The sequence below is a fragment of the Porphyromonas circumdentaria genome (genome assembly GCF_900167105.1).
GTDB classification, from domain to species: Bacteria; Bacteroidota; Bacteroidia; order Bacteroidales; family Porphyromonadaceae; genus Porphyromonas; species Porphyromonas circumdentaria.
In genome coordinates, this window is record NZ_FUXE01000006.1 from 27,339 (window position 1) to 46,487 (window position 19,149).

Annotated in this window: 15 protein-coding genes; 13 read left to right on the top strand and 2 right to left on the bottom strand. The window is 42.4% G+C overall.

What is annotated here, in order from left to right:
• The first annotated feature begins 142 nt into the window (after nt 1-142).
• The gene (gene pheS / locus B5D06_RS03625; protein WP_078736661.1) at nt 143-1,165 is read left to right on the top strand and encodes a phenylalanine--tRNA ligase subunit alpha; all 1,023 of its coding nucleotides are present in this window, start codon (nt 143-145) and stop codon (nt 1,163-1,165) included.
• Nucleotides 1,166-1,231: 66 nt separating this feature from the next.
• Nucleotides 1,232-1,714, top strand: a complete 483-nt coding sequence (gene cdd / locus B5D06_RS03630; RefSeq protein ID WP_078736662.1) for a cytidine deaminase — start codon at nt 1,232-1,234, stop codon at nt 1,712-1,714.
• 121 nt (nt 1,715-1,835) lie between these two features.
• Here cdd and rsmA read toward each other — a convergent pair whose 3' ends face one another.
• Entirely contained in the window at nt 1,836-2,630 is a 795-nt protein-coding gene (gene rsmA / locus B5D06_RS03635; protein ID WP_078736663.1) for a 16S rRNA (adenine(1518)-N(6)/adenine(1519)-N(6))-dimethyltransferase RsmA, read from the bottom strand.
• A gap of 156 nt (nt 2,631-2,786) precedes the next feature.
• On the opposite strand from rsmA, the gene B5D06_RS03640 reads away from it, so the two are divergent.
• The 8 genes from B5D06_RS03640 (at nt 2,787) to B5D06_RS03675 (ending at nt 11,763) form a co-directional block, all read left to right on the top strand.
• A complete protein-coding gene (locus B5D06_RS03640; protein ID WP_078736664.1) occupies nt 2,787-3,806 on the top strand; it encodes a lysylphosphatidylglycerol synthase transmembrane domain-containing protein in 1,020 nt (339 codons plus the stop codon).
• A 10-nt stretch (nt 3,807-3,816) separates the two neighbouring features.
• Nucleotides 3,817-5,271 carry an aminoacyl-histidine dipeptidase gene (locus tag B5D06_RS03645; protein WP_078736665.1) on the top strand — a complete coding sequence of 485 codons (1,455 nt, stop codon included), beginning with the start codon at nt 3,817-3,819 and terminating at the stop codon, nt 5,269-5,271.
• A gap of 27 nt (nt 5,272-5,298) precedes the next feature.
• Entirely contained in the window at nt 5,299-6,186 is an 888-nt protein-coding gene (gene fabD, locus B5D06_RS03650) for an ACP S-malonyltransferase (protein WP_078736666.1), read from the top strand.
• A 24-nt stretch (nt 6,187-6,210) separates the two neighbouring features.
• Nucleotides 6,211-7,161 (top strand): thioredoxin-disulfide reductase, encoded by a 951-nt coding sequence (trxB, locus tag B5D06_RS03655; RefSeq protein WP_078736667.1) that lies wholly within the window; start codon nt 6,211-6,213, stop codon nt 7,159-7,161.
• Nucleotides 7,162-7,283: 122 nt separating this feature from the next.
• Nucleotides 7,284-8,351, top strand: a complete 1,068-nt coding sequence (locus tag B5D06_RS03660; protein WP_078736668.1) for a tetratricopeptide repeat protein — start codon at nt 7,284-7,286, stop codon at nt 8,349-8,351.
• Nucleotides 8,352-8,393: 42 nt separating this feature from the next.
• The gene (locus B5D06_RS03665) at nt 8,394-9,275 is read left to right on the top strand and encodes a nucleoside phosphorylase (protein ID WP_078736669.1); all 882 of its coding nucleotides are present in this window, start codon (nt 8,394-8,396) and stop codon (nt 9,273-9,275) included.
• Nucleotides 9,276-9,393: 118 nt separating this feature from the next.
• Nucleotides 9,394-9,663, top strand: a complete 270-nt coding sequence (gene rpsO / locus B5D06_RS03670; RefSeq protein WP_078736670.1) for a 30S ribosomal protein S15 — start codon at nt 9,394-9,396, stop codon at nt 9,661-9,663.
• A gap of 429 nt (nt 9,664-10,092) precedes the next feature.
• Entirely contained in the window at nt 10,093-11,763 is a 1,671-nt protein-coding gene (locus B5D06_RS03675) for a formate--tetrahydrofolate ligase (RefSeq protein ID WP_078736671.1), read from the top strand.
• 261 nt (nt 11,764-12,024) lie between these two features.
• Here the strand turns inward: B5D06_RS03675 and B5D06_RS03680 are convergent, their stop codons facing one another.
• A complete protein-coding gene (locus B5D06_RS03680) occupies nt 12,025-14,700 on the bottom strand; it encodes a thiol protease/hemagglutinin PrtT (protein WP_078736672.1) in 2,676 nt (891 codons plus the stop codon).
• Nucleotides 14,701-15,607: 907 nt separating this feature from the next.
• Between B5D06_RS03680 and B5D06_RS03685 the strand changes: the two genes are divergently transcribed.
• The 3 genes from B5D06_RS03685 to panD are packed head-to-tail and all read left to right on the top strand — an operon-like array spanning nt 15,608 to nt 19,131.
• Nucleotides 15,608-18,109: an FtsK/SpoIIIE family DNA translocase gene (locus tag B5D06_RS03685; protein WP_078736673.1), complete on the top strand. Its 2,502-nt coding sequence runs from the start codon at nt 15,608-15,610 to the stop codon at nt 18,107-18,109.
• Nucleotides 18,106-18,744, top strand: coding sequence for a LolA family protein (locus tag B5D06_RS03690; protein WP_078736674.1), 639 nt, complete (start codon nt 18,106-18,108; stop codon nt 18,742-18,744). Before B5D06_RS03685 ends, B5D06_RS03690 begins: the two co-directional genes overlap by 4 nt.
• A gap of 36 nt (nt 18,745-18,780) precedes the next feature.
• A complete protein-coding gene (panD, locus tag B5D06_RS03695) occupies nt 18,781-19,131 on the top strand; it encodes an aspartate 1-decarboxylase (protein WP_078736675.1) in 351 nt (116 codons plus the stop codon).
• Nucleotides 19,132-19,149: the final 18 nt, after the last annotated feature.

A 19,149-nucleotide genomic window follows, 5' to 3' on the forward strand; every position in this document is an offset into this window, starting at 1 on the left:
GCAATCGACCTTGCGGAGCCCATTTTACCGAATCGCTTTGGGATAGTTTTATATCGAACAGGAGTTGGAGGAAGAGGGAAAACCTCTTTACTGTGGAGTAGGGTAGATTGAAGTTAGATTTTTTCAAGAAGTAGAAGAACTCGTGTCTTTAATAGAGAAAGTACGTGGCATTATAGCCGAGGTAGAGGATTTAAAAGCACAACACTTAGATGAGGTTGAGGCTTTACGCATACAGTTTCTTAGCAAAAAGGGGAAAATACAGGCTCTCGTAGAGGAGTTTCGTGATGTACCCCGAGAGGAAAAGCCCGCTATCGGGGCATTGCTCAATGAACTTAAGCAAAAAGCTCTCGATAGAATAAATTTTCTCCGTGAAACACTGTCGGTAAAGGATGAAATGGTACGGGAGGATCTCTCTTGCTCCTCTTATCCTATTCCTTTGGGTAGTCGCCACCCTCTCTCTTTGGTACGTCAGGAAATAACGCAGATCTTCTCTAAGTTGGGTTTTAGTATAGCACTTGGTCCCGAGGTAGAAGATGATTATCATGTCTATTCTGCCCTCAACTTTGCGCCAGATCATCCTGCCCGTGATATGCAGGATACTTTCTTTGTGCAGCAGCACCCCGACATCGTGTTGCGTTCGCATACTTCGTCGGTTCAGGTGCGTGTGATGGAGACTTCAAAGCCCCCCATCCGAGTACTTTGTCCAGGTCGAGTGTATCGCAATGAGGCTATTTCGGCACGTGCGCACTGTTTTTTTCATCAGGTAGAGGGGCTTTATATTGATAAGAATGTATCGTTTTCAGACTTAAGGGAGGTCTTGTTCTATTTTGCTCGAGAACTATTCGGTCCCGACACCAAGATAAGACTTCGCCCTAGCTACTTCCCCTTTACAGAACCCTCAGCAGAGATGGATATCTCCTGCAATATATGTGGAGGCGATGGATGCTCTTTCTGTAAGCATACAGGATGGGTAGAGATATTGGGCTGTGGTATGGTAGACCCCAACGTATTAGAGGCTTCAGGAATTGACTCCTCTGTTTATAGTGGTTATGCTTTCGGATTGGGAATAGAGCGTATCACTAACTTGAAGTATAGAGCTAAAGACTTGCGCCTTTTCTCTGAAAATGATAAGCGATTCTTGGAGCAATTTAAGGGAGTACACTAAAATAAAAGGCCGTGTAACGGTTTGAAAAGACTCTTTTTTCGATAACTTCTCAACAGAGTTTCGCGTATGAAAAGCAATCAAATCAATATCCCCTACAAGGAGATACCCCGAGCAGAATTTTCTGAAGAGATAAAGCTTTTGGAACAACATGCCATAGAGGCTGCGCGCAAGGCGTATGCTCCGTATAGCCACTTCTTGGTGGGAGCCGCTGTTTTGTTGCAGAGTGGAACTATTGTTACGGGAAGTAATCAAGAGAATGCCGCTTATCCCTCGGGATTATGCGCCGAGCGAACGGCTCTTTTTTCGGCAGGGGCACTCTATCCCGACGATCCTGTTGTAGCACTTCTTATAGTTGCTTTCTCAGAAGGGAAACGGGTAGATATGATAACGCCCTGCGGAGCTTGTCGTCAGGTACTGTTGGAGGTGAGCAGTCGTTTTAATCGCTCCTTTCAGGTGATTATGTCAGGAGAGCAGCGAGCAATTGTATTGGACGATAATAAGATGTTGCTCCCGTTTGCTTTTGACGGAAGTGATTTGCCCAAGGAATAGATTTAATGCTTGATCAACTCCTTTTCATACCTCGAAAAACAAGGGTGAAAAGGTGTATAATATAGGACCAGAGTTAGTTTGTTAGAGACTGATTCTGGTTTTGCTTTGACAGAGAGGCTCTTTATTGGATTAGTTTTTCGTATTCTTGCGTTAGCCAAATATATTCTTCCACATCCAAGCGTTCGGCACGGAGTGAGAATATAGGTTGGGAATAGTCATATTGCTCTCCAAAAAGACTTTTTAGGGCATTTCGTAGTGTTTTACGTCTTTGTCCAAAAGCGGTCTTGACTACTTTTTTGAAGAGGGCTTCATCGCAAGGCAAAGATGTTCTTTTATTACGAACCAATCGTAGGACTCCTCCCTTCACTTTTGGAGGTGGATCAAAGTCCAATTCACTTACGGTAAAAAGATATTCGGCATCATACCAGCACCGTAGCAATACGGTTAGTATACCATAATCTCGTCCCCCAGGAGAGGCGCACAGACGCTCGGCAACTTCTTTCTGTAACATACCCGCGCAACAGGGTACTCTGTCCCTTAGCTCCAAGAGACGAAAAAATATTTGACTTGAGATGTTGTAGGGGTAATTCCCAATCATAACGAAAGGAGTGTCGGGCTTATCGGGGATTAGTTGTTCCTCTGGAAGATGCAGCACATCGCCCTCTGTAATACGTTTTCCATCCGAGAAGTAGGGGAAGTACTTTTGAAGATACTCCACAGACTCGTGGTCTATTTCTAAAAGGTAGAGTTCAAAGTTCAGATTAAGCAGTACCTGTGTAAGCATTCCCATACCAGGACCAATCTCCAGAACGGGTATTCCATGCCATGGCAATATACTCTCTCCTATAGCTTGAGCAGCCGATTGATTGGTGAGGAAATGTTGCCCGAGGGCTTTTTTGGCACGTACTTTATTCATATGCTCTTTGAAATATCAAGTATATTTGCACTGTTTATGGCTGCGAAGTTAGATATTCATGTTCTATTACAGGATATAAGAGCCCTATAACTTTGTCCCAACAAGAAAAAAAGGAATTATGAAACAAACCATTTAGCCTCGATAAATACTTTAAGAATGAGTAGTTTACGCGCTTTGTTTTCAAAGAAAAATCTGTTTCGATATTCTTTTTCATTGTTGTTGGGTATTGGATTGCTTTTTTGGGTATATCAGTCAATAGATATTACTCATCTCCAATCTTATCTTTTAGATAGCAGTATTCGGTGGAAGATCATATTCGCCTCTATTTTTATGGGAGTCTTGGCCAATTTCTTTAGAGGTCTTCGTTGGAGGTTGCTTATAGCTCCTTTTAGTACTCCCCCTCCGAGGAGGATTAATGTCGTATTGGCTTCGTGGGGCTGTTTCTCTATGAATCTACTCTTTCCTCGAGCTGGAGAAGTTTGGCGATGCGCTGCTCTGGCTCGTCGAGAACATCTTTCTTTTTCCAAACTCTTGGGCTCCCTTTTTATGGATAGGATCATGGACGTCGTGGCGATTGTGTTCCTAATTGTTGGAGGAGGGTTTCTTTTTAGGGATAGTTTAGTTCTGTTTTTCTCGGCACAGAGCAATTGGGGCGAAAGAATACAGCTTTGGTTACTCTCTCCTAAATTTTGGCTGTTGATAGTAGTGCTACTCCTGCTCATATCCGTGGGGGTTATTTGGATATATAAGAGAAATTTATGGCAGAAAGTAAAGGCTGAGATTCGGATGATTGTGGAGGGATTTAGCTCTATACGTTCGTTGCCCCATCCGTGGCTATTCCTATTGTACTCGGTCTTGATGTGGGTTTGTTACTATTACGCCTTTCGTATGACATTCGATGCCTTTACCTTTACGCAAGGTTTAGAATGCAGCGTGGCTTTATTGGCTTTTATTATGGGAACAATAGGAGTTGTGGCACCTGTGCAGTCGGGTATTGGAGCTTGGCACTTTATGGTTATCACTACACTGACGCTTTTTGGGGTAGCGCGACAAGATGCGGGTGTTTTCGCTCTTGTGGTACACACGTTTCAAACCCTTGGAAATGCTTTTGTTGGTTTTTTTGCTATCTTAGTGCTACCTTTACTGAACAAAAACTATAATAGAACAGCTAAATAAAACAAAGCTTATGGCAAAAGAAATTCTGAATTTGCAACCCGCTTCCGTATGGAAGTATTTTTATGATTTCACACAGATACCTCGACCTACAGGACAGATGGAAGAGGTAACTAACTATGTATATGAATGTGGTAAAAAAATGGGGCTTGAGACCTTGCGTGATGAGGTAGGTAATATCCTTATCCGAAAGCCTGCTACAAAAGGTTATGAAAATAGACCGATTGTAACGCTGCAGTCTCACGTAGACATGGTGCCTCAGAAGAATTCAGATGTTGAGCATGATTTCTCCAAAGACCCTATTGATGCTTACATTGATGGCGAGTGGGTAAAAGCAAGAGGTACTACACTCGGAGCTGACAACGCTATCGGAGCCTCTATGGCTCTTGCTATTATGGAAGATAATTCTTTGGAACATGGTCCCCTTGAGGCACTCTTTACTATCAATGAAGAAGTTGGTATGGATGGAGCTAATGGCTTAAAACCAGGGTTCTTAAAAGGTGATATTCTCCTCAACATAGACTCTGAAGTAGAGGGGAAACTCTTTATTGGTTGTGCTGGAGGGGTAGATGTGAATGTTTCTTTAGAGTATAAAGAGCAGGAAACTTCTTCAGAAGATGATTGTGCCGTACGTCTATCTCTTGTAGGGCTCAAGGGCGGACACTCAGGAGTAGATATTCACGTGGGTAGAGCCAATGCCAACAAGTTAATGGCACGTCTTCTTAAGGCTGCGATAGAGGAGTTTGGAATTCGTCTCTCTTCCTTGGAGGGGGGGACTATGCGCAATGCTATACCCCGTGAAGCGTTTGCAATCATTACGTTGGCTCCAGAGGATAGTGAAAACTTCAATAAGTTCATCGCCAAATTTGAAGCTCTCTTTACCAAAGAATTTGCAGGTATAGAAGATAAAATCACTCTCAAAGTAGAGAAGTGTGAGTTACCCAAATTCTTGATTCCAGAAGATGTTCAGGATAATTTGATAAATGCCTTAGAGGCTTGTCAGAATGGCCCTGTCTCTATGCTCCAAAGCTTCCCAGATACAGTTGAGGCCTCTACTAACCTTTCTATTGTTCGTGCTGGAGGAGGCAAGGTTACTGTAAACTTCCTTGTGAGAAGTTCTTCCGATAGTCGTAAGATGTGGGTTGCATCAAGTATTGAAAGTACTTTCTTGCTTATGGGGGCTAAGGTAGAGTTTGATGCTTCTTACACAGGGTGGCAACCTAATGCTCAGTCTCATATTATGACCGTGATGAGTAAGGCCTTTGAAGATTTTTATAAGGAAAAGCCCGATATTAAGGTTATGCACGCAGGCTTGGAGTGCGGTATAATTCAAGGTGTTATGCCCGATATGGATATGATTTCGTTCGGTCCAGAGATCAGACATCCCCATTCTCCAGATGAGAAAGTGCATATCGAGTCGGTAGCTCGCTCTTATCAGGTTCTTTTGAATACACTCAAATTAGTTTAATACAGATATTTAGAAGATATTCGCATTATGAAAAAGGCTTATGTATTTCCTGGTCAAGGGGCTCAGTTCGTAGGCATGGGGCTTCCTCTTTATGAGGGGAACCCTACAGCAAAACAACTTTTTGAAGAGGCTAACGATATTTTGGGCTTTTCGATCACAGATATAATGTTCAAAGGAACGGACGAAGAGCTTAAGCAAACTAAGGTTACGCAGCCAGCTGTCTTTTTGCATTCCGTTATTTTGGCTCGTTGTTTAGGCGATGAATTCCGTCCAGATATGTTGGCAGGGCACTCCTTAGGAGAGTTTTCCGCTTTGGTTGCAGGAAAAGCTCTTTCTTTTGCAGATGGTTTGCAGTTGGTTTCTAAGCGAGCTCAGGCTATGCAAAAGGCTTGTGAGAAAACCTCTTCTACTATGGCAGCTGTATTAGGATTACCCGATGAAAAGGTCACAGAGGTATGTGCTTCTATAACAGATGAGATCGTTGTAGCTGCCAATTATAATTGCCCAGGACAGATTGTTATATCTGGTACTATTGCAGGGGTAGAGAAGGCTTGTGAGCTTCTTAAGGCTGCAGGGGCAAAGAGAGCCTTGCCTCTAAAGGTAGGTGGAGCTTTTCATTCTCCTCTTATGGAGCCAGCTCGAGAAGAATTGGCAAAGGCGATTTCTGATACTGTTTTCTCTGCTCCCATAGCACCTATCTATCAAAATGTGGTGGCTAAAGCAGTGGTAGACCCTGCTGAAATAAAGGAAAACCTTATTAAGCAACTTACAGCCCCTGTACGTTGGACAGAGTCTGTTACGCAGATGGTAGCAGATGGTGCAACTTATTTTGTGGAGTTAGGACCAGGTAGCGTACTCCAAGGTTTAGTGCGTAAAATAGCTTCAACAGTGGAAGTAGAAGGAAGAGAGCAATAATTTTTAGAATACACACAAAAACAAATGAGTAATACAAACGAACACGTACGTTGTCTGATTTTAGGTTCTGGACCTGCTGGTTATACAGCAGCTATCTATGCTTCTCGTGCCAACTTACGTCCTCTTTTATATTCTGGTCTCCAACCTGGAGGACAGTTGACCACTACAACGGATGTCGAGAATTTCCCTGGATATCCAGATGGTATAACGGGTCCCGAAATGATGAACCAATTAAAGGAACAAGCTCTTCGTTTCGGTACGGACATTCGCTCGGGTATGGCTACAGAAGTGGACTTATCCAAGAAACCTTACACGGTAACAATCGATGGCGAAAAGAAGATAACTACAGACGCTCTCATCATAGCAACAGGAGCTGCAGCTAAGTATCTCGGATTGCCTGATGAAGAAAAGTATGCAGGTATGGGGGTTTCTGCTTGTGCTACTTGCGACGGATTCTTCTATAGAGGCCGTACTGTAGCTGTAGTAGGAGGTGGAGATACTGCTTGTGAAGAGGCTATTTACCTTGCAGGATTGGCTAAGAAAGTTTATCTCATAGTACGTAAAAACTATTTGAGAGCTTCTCAAGTAATGCAAGATCGTGTCCTCAATAATCCTAAGATTGAGGTCCTTTTCGAGCACAATACAGTAGGTTTGTTTGGAGAGGATGGAGTAGAGGGAGCACATCTGGTTAAGCGTAAAGGTGAGTCCGATGAGTCAATGGTAGATATCGATATAGATGGATTCTTCTTGGCAATCGGTCACAAACCCAATACTGACATCTTCAAAGGACAGATTGAGTTGGATGAGTCTGGGTATATCATAACTCATAACGGCACACCTCTGACTAATGTACCTGGTGTATTTGCTGCTGGAGATGTGGCAGACTCTCGTTATCGTCAAGCAATTACCTCTGCAGGGTCTGGCTGTAAAGCAGCTTTAGAGGCAGAGAAATATCTTGTAGAGAATAACTTATAAAACACGATGGAAAGAGCCTTTCCTCTTTGGGAGGAGAGGCTTTTTTCTTTTGTATCGAACTTCTTTTTGAATATATATAGTGGTACAACCTTTCTTCTTCTCGAGATTAGTAATTCATTAAGATGACAGAAAGATATATTCGTTATTTCCTTTTGGGACTTTTGTGTACCTTATCTTTTTTCAATTTGAGAGGGCAAACGGTAGAGGAGGCGGAAGCTTTGACCGCACAAGGGGCTTTCCACGAGGCGGATGCTATGTACCATTTGCTCTTGGAAAAGTCTCCCAATAGTGCCGCGCTTAGGGATTCGTGGGCCAAGATGCTTATGCAATCTGCCCAATATGATAGAGCGATAGAGGTCTTATCTGCCGTAAGGGGGAAAAAGAAAGATACTACGTTAGACCTCTTGGCTCACTCTTATTACTATTCTTATCGTTTCTCTGAGGCAGTGACAACCATAGAACTTATGGGGGGGAAAAGGAAAGTGGTATCTGAGGAGATTAAGTCTTTGCGTGCAATGGCACACAGGGCAGCGAAGATGTTGGAGTATTCAGAGCGTATAGAAGTCATTGACAGTGTGCAGATAGATGCAATTCATTTGATGAACTTTCCCCAAGGAAAGTTGTCAAAAGAGTGGGGTAAATTCCTAACGAAAAGAGGGGTATTGGCGGACTCTTTTCTTTTTTCTTCTCTCTACGAAAGTAGTTTAGGGCTTTTACGTTTTTTCTCTATGCAAGGGGAGAATGGAGACTCTGATTTATTTTACACCCAAAAGGTCGGTGGAGATTGGAGACCAACGGAGCCTTTGACTCCTCTCAATACATCTTTTGAAGAGGCTTTTCCTATCTTAAGACAAGATGGCATAACTCTTATATTTGCCCGAAAGAGTCCCGATGGTATAGGTGGGTACGATCTCTATTTAACGAGAAAAAATTTAGATACAGAAGAATTTCTCTCTCCAACGCTTTTGGGGATGCCTTTCAACTCTCCTTTTAATGATTTCTTTCTGATCTATGATGATTTGTATAAGATAGGAGTTTTAGCTTCTGATCGTTATTGCCCAGCGGGTAAGGTAAATATTTACACCTTTCATCTAAACGAGCAGCCTCAAAGAATAACAACCAACGATTTAGAGTCTAAGCGACCTCTCGCTGCTTGGTATCCCTGGCGTTCTACTCAATATGGAGAATAGAAAGCTTCATAATTATAGGTAAACAAACTTTGTAATAATATTATGGAAAAACGTATAATACCTCCTTCCGAACTCATTGTAAACTCCGATGGTTCTGTTTTTCATTTGCATCTTAAGCCAGAGCAGTTGTCCGATAAGATTCTTTTATGCGGAGATCCAGATAGGGTGGGTATGATTGCTTCTCGATTTGAGTCTATAGAGTGCGATGTGTCGAATAGAGAGTTTCGCACCATAACAGGGTTGTATAAGGGAAAGCGTCTTACGATTCAGAGCCATGGTATAGGCGGAGATAACATAGAAATTGTGGTTAACGAGCTTGATATCCTTGCCAACTTTGATTTAGAAAAGCGTTGTGTAAGGGATGAGTTTCGCCAGTTAACGATGGTACGCATAGGTACCTCTGGAGGGATACAGCCTGAGGTACCTATTGGTGCTTATGTTGTGGCAGAAAAGACTATCGGTTTTGATGGTGTGATTAATTTCTACGCTAATACTCGTTCTATACGAGATGTAGAATACGAAAAGGCCTTGATGCAGCAACTCGACTGGAAAATAGAAGGGCTTACACCCTATGTGGTTACTGCAGATAAAGAACTTTTGGAGCAGATAGTAGGAACAGATGAATATATAGTAAGAGGCTCCACGATTGCCTGCAACGGTTTTTACGCTCCTCAAGGAAGAAAACTTAGACTTCCTCTCGCAGATGAAGAGTTGAACAAAAAGATAGAGGATTTTCGCTATAAAGAATTTAAGATTACAAACTTTGAAATGGAGTCTTCTGCTCTATCGGGTATGGCAAGTCTTTTAGGTCATAAAGCTCTGACCATTTGCTGCATCATAGCGGGACGACAAAACCTGAATATGAATACAGACTACAAAGGCAGTATAGAGGGACTAATTGATTTGGTTCTGGAGCGCATCTAAGCAATACTTTTCTACTTGGGATATTGTCTTTTTGCATAAATGTATTACCTTTGCGGGCGATCTGCAACCGTAGTGCGGGTGCAGCACCCTTTGTTTAACTCGTTAATATAAAAACGAAATGTATTTAGATTCAGCTAAGAAGAAAGAGATCTTCGAACAGTATGGACAGTCGTCTAACGACACAGGTAGTGTAGAGAGCCAAGTTGCTCTTTTTACGTATCGCATTGCTCACTTGACAGAGCACCTTAAATCTAATAAAAAAGACTTCGCAACAGCACGTGCGCTTAAGATGTTAGTAGGAAAGCGTCGTCGTCTTTTAGATTATGTGGCGAAGAAAGATATTGAGCGTTATCGTGCTCTTATTGCGAAATTAGGTATTCGCCGATAAAGCCCAATCTTCGGTAAGACAGTTGCTCTCGTAGGGAGAGTTTTTAGAAGTCTTACTTGATTTAGTCCTAAACTCTCGGAAGTTTTGTATAGAAACTTCCGAGAGTTTTTTCTTGTCTCTTCTATGTAAGGCTACTGCATATAGTATAGTTTTTGTTTGTCTTTTCTCAATTTAGGGAAAGAGACGTTCCTATTCAAGTTCTGAAGTCGGTTTTATATTCGATTTTTTTATCTCTCTTATTCAAAAAGTGTATACGGCTATAGATATTTTCAAATAGATAGAGACTAAATTTGTGTCAGAGAGTGGTGAATGCTATATGGCTACGGTCCAAAGAGCGGGAGAGAATAGGAGAAATTTTGCTCGTACCATGACCTAAAGCAGAAGCCTCTTTTTAGATTACAGGAAAGTATTATTAAAGTATTATTGCTTATGAAGCCAGATATTCAAATTGCCCGCGAGATAGAGCTAAAACCTATCCAACAAATCGCAGACACAATAGGCATCCCCTCCCAATATACAGAACCTTATGGGCATTACATCGCAAAAGTTAACCTTGATGCCTTACGTCCCGAACAAATCGAGAAAAGCAATCTTATACTGGTAACAGCTATTACTCCTACAAAAAGTGGGGTAGGAAAGACTACCGTGTCTATTGGTTTGTCGTTAGGACTGAATAAGATTGGTAAAAAGGCTATTGTCGCTTTGCGCGAACCTTCTTTAGGTCCCTGTTTTGGTATGAAAGGGGGAGCTGCAGGGGGTGGATATGCGCAGGTGTTGCCTATGGAGCAAATCAACCTCCACTTTACAGGAGACTTTCATGCCATAACGTCGGCACATAACATGATCACCACTCTTTTGGAGAACTATATCTACCAAAACAGAGATACTTGTGATGGCCTATCAGAAGTCCTTTGGAAACGCGTGTTGGATGTCAATGACCGTTCTTTGAGAAATGTGGTAACAGGTTTAGGCGCCTCTACGGACGGTATTCCTCGTCAAACGGGTTTTGATATAACTCCTGCTTCTGAAATTATGGCTATTCTCTGTTTGGCGACAGATTTTGAAGATCTTCGCTATAGATTGGAGAACATTCTCTTGGGGTACAGAAAAGATGGAACCCCATTTACGGTGAAAGATTTGGGCGTTGCTGGTGCTATTATGATTCTTCTCAAAGAGGCTATCAAACCCAATTTAGTACAGACTACCGAGCACACTCCTGCTTTCATTCATGGAGGTCCTTTTGCAAATATTGCTCACGGATGTAACTCTATCTTGGCCACCAAAATGGCGATGTCTTACGGAGACTATGTGATTACAGAGGCTGGTTTCGGGGCAGACTTGGGTGCTGAGAAGTTCTACGACATCAAGTGTAGAAAGGCTGGAGTGGCTCCAAAACTGACCGTATTGGTCGCTACTCTCGCAGGATTGAAGATGCATGGTGGAGTTAACGAAAAAGAGATCAAGTCTCCTAATAAGGAAGGTCTCATCGAGGGGTTGAAGAACTTAGACCGACATGTGGAAAATCTCCGCAAGTTCGGACAGCAAGTCGTTGTTTGCTTCAACCAATTTGCAACCGATACTGAGGATGAAATTAAATTGGTTCGTCAGCACTGTGCGAATGAGTTATCAGTGGGTTTTGCCGTGAATAATGCCTACACCGTAGGAGGAGAAGGAGCTACTGAATTGGCACAATTAATCGTAGATACGATAGAGCAAAAGCCATCTAAAGAGTTGCATTTTGCTTATGATTTGAATCACTCCATCGAGGAAAAAGTAAATCAAATCGCTCATAACATCTACAAGGCAGCAGCTGTTACGTATAGCGGCAAGGCTACTAAGGCTATAAAGAAAATTCAAGAGTTGGGGCTTGAGCACTTGCCTATATGTATTGCTAAAACTCAGTACTCATTCTCGGCAGATGCCAAAGCGTACGGCGCAGTAGAAGGCTTTGAACTGAAGGTTGCAGATATCGTGATTAACCGCGGAGCAGAAATGTTGGTTATCATCATGGGCGATATTATGCGTATGCCTGGTTTGCCCAAAGTGCCACAGGCTGTTCATATGGATATTGTAAACGGACAGATAGATGGGTTAAGCTAATCTGGCTAACTTTTCTAAGCTATACACAGAAGGGCTGTGCTTCATAGACGAGGCATAGCCCTTTTTCATATACACATCTTTGCATATCGGTTGCATAGTCTTCGGAAAACTTTCGTTTCGGGTTTCTAAGGCGCGACAGAAGGATTTCCTGAGAACTCTTTTAGAGGTAAGTATGCTCCTACTGATTGGGACAAAAAAGATACCATAACCGAGGTCATGGTATCTTTTTCAATTATAACTCTATAATGTGCTGAGTGGAACTTATTTCATGATTTGTTGCATGAATGTTTGTCCATTTACCGTGCTAACTCTCAGTACATACGATCCAGAGGGGAGATTGTAAACATTGATGGCTGCACGCTTTTCTTTCCCTCCGAAGTGATATTCTTGAAGTTTCATTCCCTCCATACTCCAAATCTCGATGGTGTAGATCTCACTTGGAGCTTTTACCTCTGCTATATCAGAAATAGGGTTGGGATATACCTGTATTCCCACTCCATAAGCGTCTGGAGTTTCAATGGATGTGGTGTGATCGGTATAGTAAGAAACCTTGGTCAACGGATTTCCAAAGAGGGGTTCATACTTGTCTGCATAGCCCACGGGTACTCCATCTTTAGTTACGTACAGCGTTCTCAACTTAACGATTCCTTGTTTCCCAGTAGCTTCTTTGAAGCGGGGGTTGAACGAACCTGTACTGAAGACAGGTCTAAACTCAACCTTAGCATTGGAAACAATAGGATCGGAGTGATATTCCGAAGAAACAGCAACCAGTCTTTCACTTCCTCCATCTAAAGCATACGCCACACCTACGATACCTACCACAATTCCATTGGGCAGAACCGCTTGGAAGTCACTTCCTTTATTTTCGATTAGGAAGTTAGGGCCTTTGACATTGTCGTTGGCTAAGTTCAATCGGAGATCGTTTTCCAACGGAGTTATATGCAATACAGGGTCGGTGTAGACGCTTGGTTTTTGTACTTTTTCGAGAAGAGCCACAGAATTAGCCCATGATACAATACTACGATCTGAAAGGTAGATAAGATCTTCGGTGGCAACGTTGGGGTTAATATCGGCAAAACGAATGTAGAGATTCATTTTTGTACCCTCTGGTTCGTTGATGAAGAAATTATTAAAGGTAAGTGTTGTCTCTTCATTAGGCTTTAGGGCCACTATTTTAGAGTCTGCAATGGGGTCACTGTCATGGGGAACAAAGGCAGAGTCCCCTTGGTATTTATCGTTCAGACAGTAGAGGAAAGCAGGGCCGTAGTATTCTCTTGTTCCGTTATTCTTCACCTTGAACGATACGGTGCTACGAGCATAAGCGTAGAGCGTACTTGTAGTGGTTTTCTTGATAATTTCTATTTTCCCACTACCTGTATCATAAGACACAGAGGTAAACTTGCCATCTTTAACCGTGAAATAGAGCTCTGCTGGTTCGTCGTGGAAGGTTAGACACTTCTCGAATTTATCTTTTCCTTGGTGCTTCCACTCAAACCAACTCTTATAATCTCCATCTTCCAACTTATTGCCCTTTTCATCGATGATTTTGAAATCACCTTTGAGGTTCATCGGGTTACCTCTTGTTAGAGTTAGTTTTAGAGGGTCGGCAGTTGTTTTGAGTACATTATCCTTGTAGTAAGCAAATTGAGCTTCTCCAGGAGCCTTTTCTATAAAACGTTGGTACAGATAACCGTCGAGGCGAATAGCAGTTTGGTCCTGTGAGATAACGCCTCTAATCGTAGTAGTGGGTTGTTCCAGCGCAGGAGCTGTCCCTGGGTTATTGTTTCGATCGGGAATGATGTTTACGATGATAGACTGTCCGTAATTATAACCACCTAACCCTGCTCCCGTACCCAACTGTGCAGGGTTTAAGGCTGTTATAAGGAAGTAACCGTTAGCTATACCTCCCCAACCCCAGTTGATGTGGAAGAAACCTTCTTTATTATATCCATCGCACACGAAGGCATGCCCCCCACCTGTTCCGTAACCAGAGAGAAGTACAGGTCTTTGGGCATCTAATTCTTTACGGATTAACTCTTCCCATTGTGTAGCCGTATAGTTGTATCGGAAAAGGGTAGTAACGCTTTTTTTGTACTTGAAGTTTTCTCTAAGAGCTCTTATTACTCCCGTTTCAAAAGCTCCACTGCCAGATGCGGTGTAGGACATATCCACCCCATAACCCACATCTCTGAGGAAACGAGACAATTCTTGCGCCTGTTTTTCTGCATTGGGGTCTTCTTTGGAGAATGTACCAGGCATATCTTGCCAGTTGTATTTTTCTCCATACTTCACATAGCGAGTTTCTTCTCCATCAATATAGGTGTGTTCTCCTACGGCAGCATCGGGCCATTCATGAAAGCGTAGTATCTGTGCCATAGCCGTAGCCACACAGCCTGTAGGGCATTGAATGTTGCCATCGTAAGGGCATAGGAGGTTGTACGGATATTCTTGATCCCACAAAATCTTCTTGGTATCTAAAAGAGGGAGCACCTCTCTTTCTGCTCGGAGTTTAGGAGTTTCTACACTACTGATACTGGGTTGAGAGAGTATTTGGAGGATACTTTGTTCATACGCCTCCATCCAAGAACGCACCTGTATGGGAGCTTTTTCCAAGTTGAAATGACCCTTATCGGAATAACCCAAAACGGGATAGATGCGATCGTCGCCTGCAACGATTACAAATCCATCTTTATCTCCTCTGTTAAAGATGTAGTACCCGACAAGGTTATTGCTTTGTGCAGAACCGTTTCTGAGCACATTGTTACCCTTGATGTAGCGCGTGTGCGTTAGTTTAATGGGAAGATCTGATCTCAAACTGCTCTGAGAAAAATAAATCTTCGCAATAACTTCGGCCTCTTGGGGGGTAACAGGAGCTGCATAGCTGGTTACTATCCAACCCACAAGAAGCAACAGAATTGAAAGTGAAAATCTTTTCATATTTACGTTTTCTCCCTATAATTATTACTACTTTTTGTTGGTACGATTTTGTTTTGTTTTTCCAAAATATATAAGGTGTATGTATAAAGGTAAGGATATTAGATGTATATATCAACTCTATTTTTAGGGGAATGTCTTGTGATCCTTTTCTTTAGGTAGAGAAACTTCTCAAAAAGAAAATGGATTCATTCTCTTTGGGTATGTTTCTTTCTCGGTTGTTAGGCGGAAGTCTTCGCTTGGGGTAAGAGCATAAGAAGCCTTTTGGGAGTGTGAAGTTTTTCCAAAATTTTTCTCTTTGTGCTCTCTATTTGTTAGTCGTGTGTAGAAAGTCTCATTTGTTTCAAAATGGCACAAAGTCTCTTTATAAAAACTTCAACCTCTCCTTGGAAAACCTCAAAAGATGCTTCGTAAAAGATGTTTTCTCTTGAATAATTCTCTATTTGCAATCTGAATATATATATATGCAAGTTGAATATATGTATATTAAGATTGAATATATATATACGTAATCTGCAAATAAAGAATATCTCTATGCTTTTTGAGTTTATAGGTATGTCTAAATTTTTTTTTTGAAAGAGTTAATGATTTATTTGCCTCGCTTTTATAGTTTCTCCTCGTAATCTGTTGTGAGGCTGACAGGGAGGATTATCCTCTAAGAGAATTGTTTGTTCTGCTTTATAGGCATTTTAATAGCTACATTACGATTGAGTTTTGATTACTCGGGAAGCTCTCTCTGATAGGCTCTTTTTCAGTACTTTGGGTGTGAAAAGACAGGAGCGGTTAGCCGAAACTCTTTTGAAATCGATCTCAAGAGAGTACCCGATGCTCTTAAGTTCTTGTTATAGAGTGAATATTTCTATATATCGATTGATATACATTGCTAAAGTAGTAGTATCTTTGTGCAACTATGAACTCACAAAAGGGTAGACAGGTTTCTCAACAGGGAAATAGAAAAAGTAGAACTACTCCAAAGGGTAGGGGAAACAGCGACACGAAAAGACATAAAGAAGGCGCAAGGAAGACGGCAGGTCTCTCTTTTTCTTTTAGCAAGAATGCCCGTCTTTATCGCTTTTTGGGGGCTCTTGTTATCTTTTTTCTAACCCTTTTCTTGCTTTTATCGTCTCTTTCGTACCTTTTTACGGCTTCGAAGGACCAGAGTATACTCTCTAAATATCGGACGCTCTCTTCTACTATAGAAGAGCCTGACAAGATTAGTAATATAGGAGGTCGCTGGGGAGTTTATTTCTCAGATTGGCTTATCGACAGTTTTCTCGGAGTAGGAGGTATTGCTTTACTGCTTTTTCCTCTGGTTTTTGCCATTCGGAGGATTTTTATCTCTTCCAGAGGTTACAAGACCTCAATGCCGAAACTGTTTTTTGTTACAGTTTTTTTTGCCCTTTGGCTCTCGGTTGCTTCTACATATTTCAGCCTTGTGCTGGATTTGACATTCCCTTTTCAGATAGGAGGGACGCAGGGAGCCTTTTTTACGCAATTCTTATTAACCCATTTAGGCCATTTGGGTACGGTGGGGGTTATTCTCTTCTCTCTTATCCTGATTGTCGTTACGATTAGTCAGAAGTCGGCTCTTTGGCTGCAAAATTCGCTCTCGTTCTCTTGGGTAAAGCGTCGCCCTCAATCGGAGGTTTCTTTTGAAGGAGAGAATACTGTGACGGAAAGAACACGAGAGATAGAGGAACAAAAAGAGCGTGAAGAAAAAACTTTGCCCGAAGAGGAGTCTACAGAGAGAGTGGTGCTCTTAGGCCGTTCAGAGGGGGCTTCGCAGCCCGAAGTCTCTACGCAGTCTGAACTTACTACTTCCTCTCCTACCTCTTCCTCTTCTCTTATAATCGAAGTACCTCAGGGAGAGCAAGACTTACCCGATTATGGTGCGAAGCAGATTATGACCTCCCGTGGAGATTTAGAGTTGCCTCACTACGTTTTCCCCTCGCTCGACTTGCTGGAGATCTATGAGAAGGAGGACAATACGCCCGACTATGAAGAGATAGCAAGTAACGAGCGACAAATTATAGATACGCTGGAGAGTTTCAAAATAAAAGCTCGCCCCACTAAGGCAACTATTGGGCCTACCGTAACACTCTACGAAATCGAGCCCGATGCAGGTATAAAGATATCTCGCATCCGCAATTTAGATGACGATATTGCTCTTAGCTTGAAGTCGGAAGGGGGGATACGTATTATAGCACCTATACCAGGTAAGGGAACTATTGGTATAGAGGTGCCGAACAAACGTCCTCAAACGGTTTCGTTTTACTCTCTCTTATCTTCGCGTAAGTTTGCAGAAAACAAGATGGAGCTTCCTATCGCTATGGGAAAAACCATTACCAACGAAGTCTTTATGTTTGACCTTACCAAAATGCCACACTTGTTGATTGCAGGTGCAACGGGGCAGGGTAAGAGTGTCGGTTTGAACGTTATGATTTCTTCTTTGTTGTACAGCAAACATCCATCGGAGTTGAAGTTTGTCATGATAGACCCCAAGATGTTGGAGTTCTCTGTCTATGAAATGCTCGATAGACATTATTTGGCGAAATTGCCAGATGAGGATAAGTGCATCATTACAGATATGTCGAAGGTCGTTCCTACACTCAATTCTCTCTGTGTGGAAATGGATAATCGATACCGGCTTTTAACAGAGGCCCGAGTTCGTAATATAACGGAGTATAACAAACGTATCCAAAATGGAGAGCTCTCCGAGGCTGCACATCATAAGTTCTTACCCTATATCGTGCTCATTATAGACGAGTTTGCCGATCTTATTATGACCTCGGGCAAGGAGGTTGAGCGTCCCATTACACGTATAGCGCAGAAAGCTCGTGCAGCAGGTATTCATATGGTTTTGGCTACACAGCGTCCGACTACCGACATCATAACGGGTACGATCAAAGCTAACTTTCCAGCTCGTATAGCCTTTAAGGTTTTTTCTGCTACAGACTCTCGTACCATATTGGACGGTCCTGGAGCCAATCACTTGGTTGGACGTGGGGATATGCTCTTTTATCAAGGTAAAGAGATGCTTCGCTTGCAGTGTGCCCTTATTGATACTCCCGAGACACAGCGCATCGTTGATATGATTTCGAAACAGCCCTCTTTTACGGCTCCTTATACTCTTCCCGAGGCTCCTGTAGAAGAGGTAGAGGAGGGACGAGTAGTCTCTCTGGACCGAAGAGATGCTCTCTTTGAAGAGGTGGCTCGTATGGTAGTAGAAACACAGCAGGGATCTACTTCTAAGATTCAAAGACACTTTGAAATAGGCTTCAATAGAGCAGGACGTATTATGGATCAGTTGGAGGCTGCAGGTATTGTTGCCCCCCAGCACGGAAGTAAATCTCGAGAAGTTTTAATCCAAGACTTTTATACTTTGCAAAATTTGTTGGATTCTCTAAAATGAAAAAGTCTGTTTTTAAGGCCTTGACCTTTTCGTTGCTTTTACTGTGTGTGCCCGTTTTTCTCTTTGCTCAGAGAGAGGGCTTGTCGCAACATCTATCGCCTTTGAAGAAGCAGTTAGAGGGTGGAGCCGAAATTCTTTTCAGTTCGCATACTTATACGTCTACGGGAGAGTTGCTCCAGCGTGATCAGGGGCAACTGATTACCTATAAAGAGAAGTTCAGGCTTACCTACACGGTTTTTACCGCTACCTACAATGGAACTCTCTTTTCCTATTATAATAAGGAGGAGAAAACATTTACCCTGATGCATCCGACCGTAGAGGATTTGGCTACGATAAATCCGCTAGCCTACCTCTCCACATCGCAGGAGATGTATACGGTGCGAGAACTTCCCGAGAATAAAAAGGGGAGAGCTTTCTCTTTCACACCCAAAAAGAATACGATGAATATCCACCATATAGAGCTTACCATTAGCCCAAAAACAGGGTTGCCTCTTGAGCTAATGACCCTTTTTAGTGATGGTACGCGGGTGGTTATGTATATCGATTCGTTAGTTACCCAAAAGAATATTTCTAATCGTCTATTTAGCCAAAAGCATTCAGACTATCCTGGAAGTGAGTTGGTCGATTTAAGATGAGCAAGAATAAAGAGATAAAAAAGAAAAAGAGAGAATATGTTAGTACAGGTACTTAAGTCCAAATTACATTGTGTGCATGTTACAGAGGCCAATCTTAACTATGTAGGTAGTGTAACCATAGATAAGACTTTGATGGAGGCTGTAAATATATTGCCTGGCGAGAGAGTACAGATTGTAAACAATAACAATGGGGAGCGTTTTGAAACTTATGTCATTGAGGGCCCTGCCGATAGTGGGGTGATTTGCCTCAATGGGGCTGCTGCTCGTCTGTGTCAGCAGGGAGATGTCGTTATCATCATGGCCTATGCTTGGATGGAGGTCGAGGAAGCGCGCGCTTTCCGCCCGGCTTTGGCATTCCCAGACCAGAACAATCGTATTTCTCAATAACAACAACCAAAAGAAAGA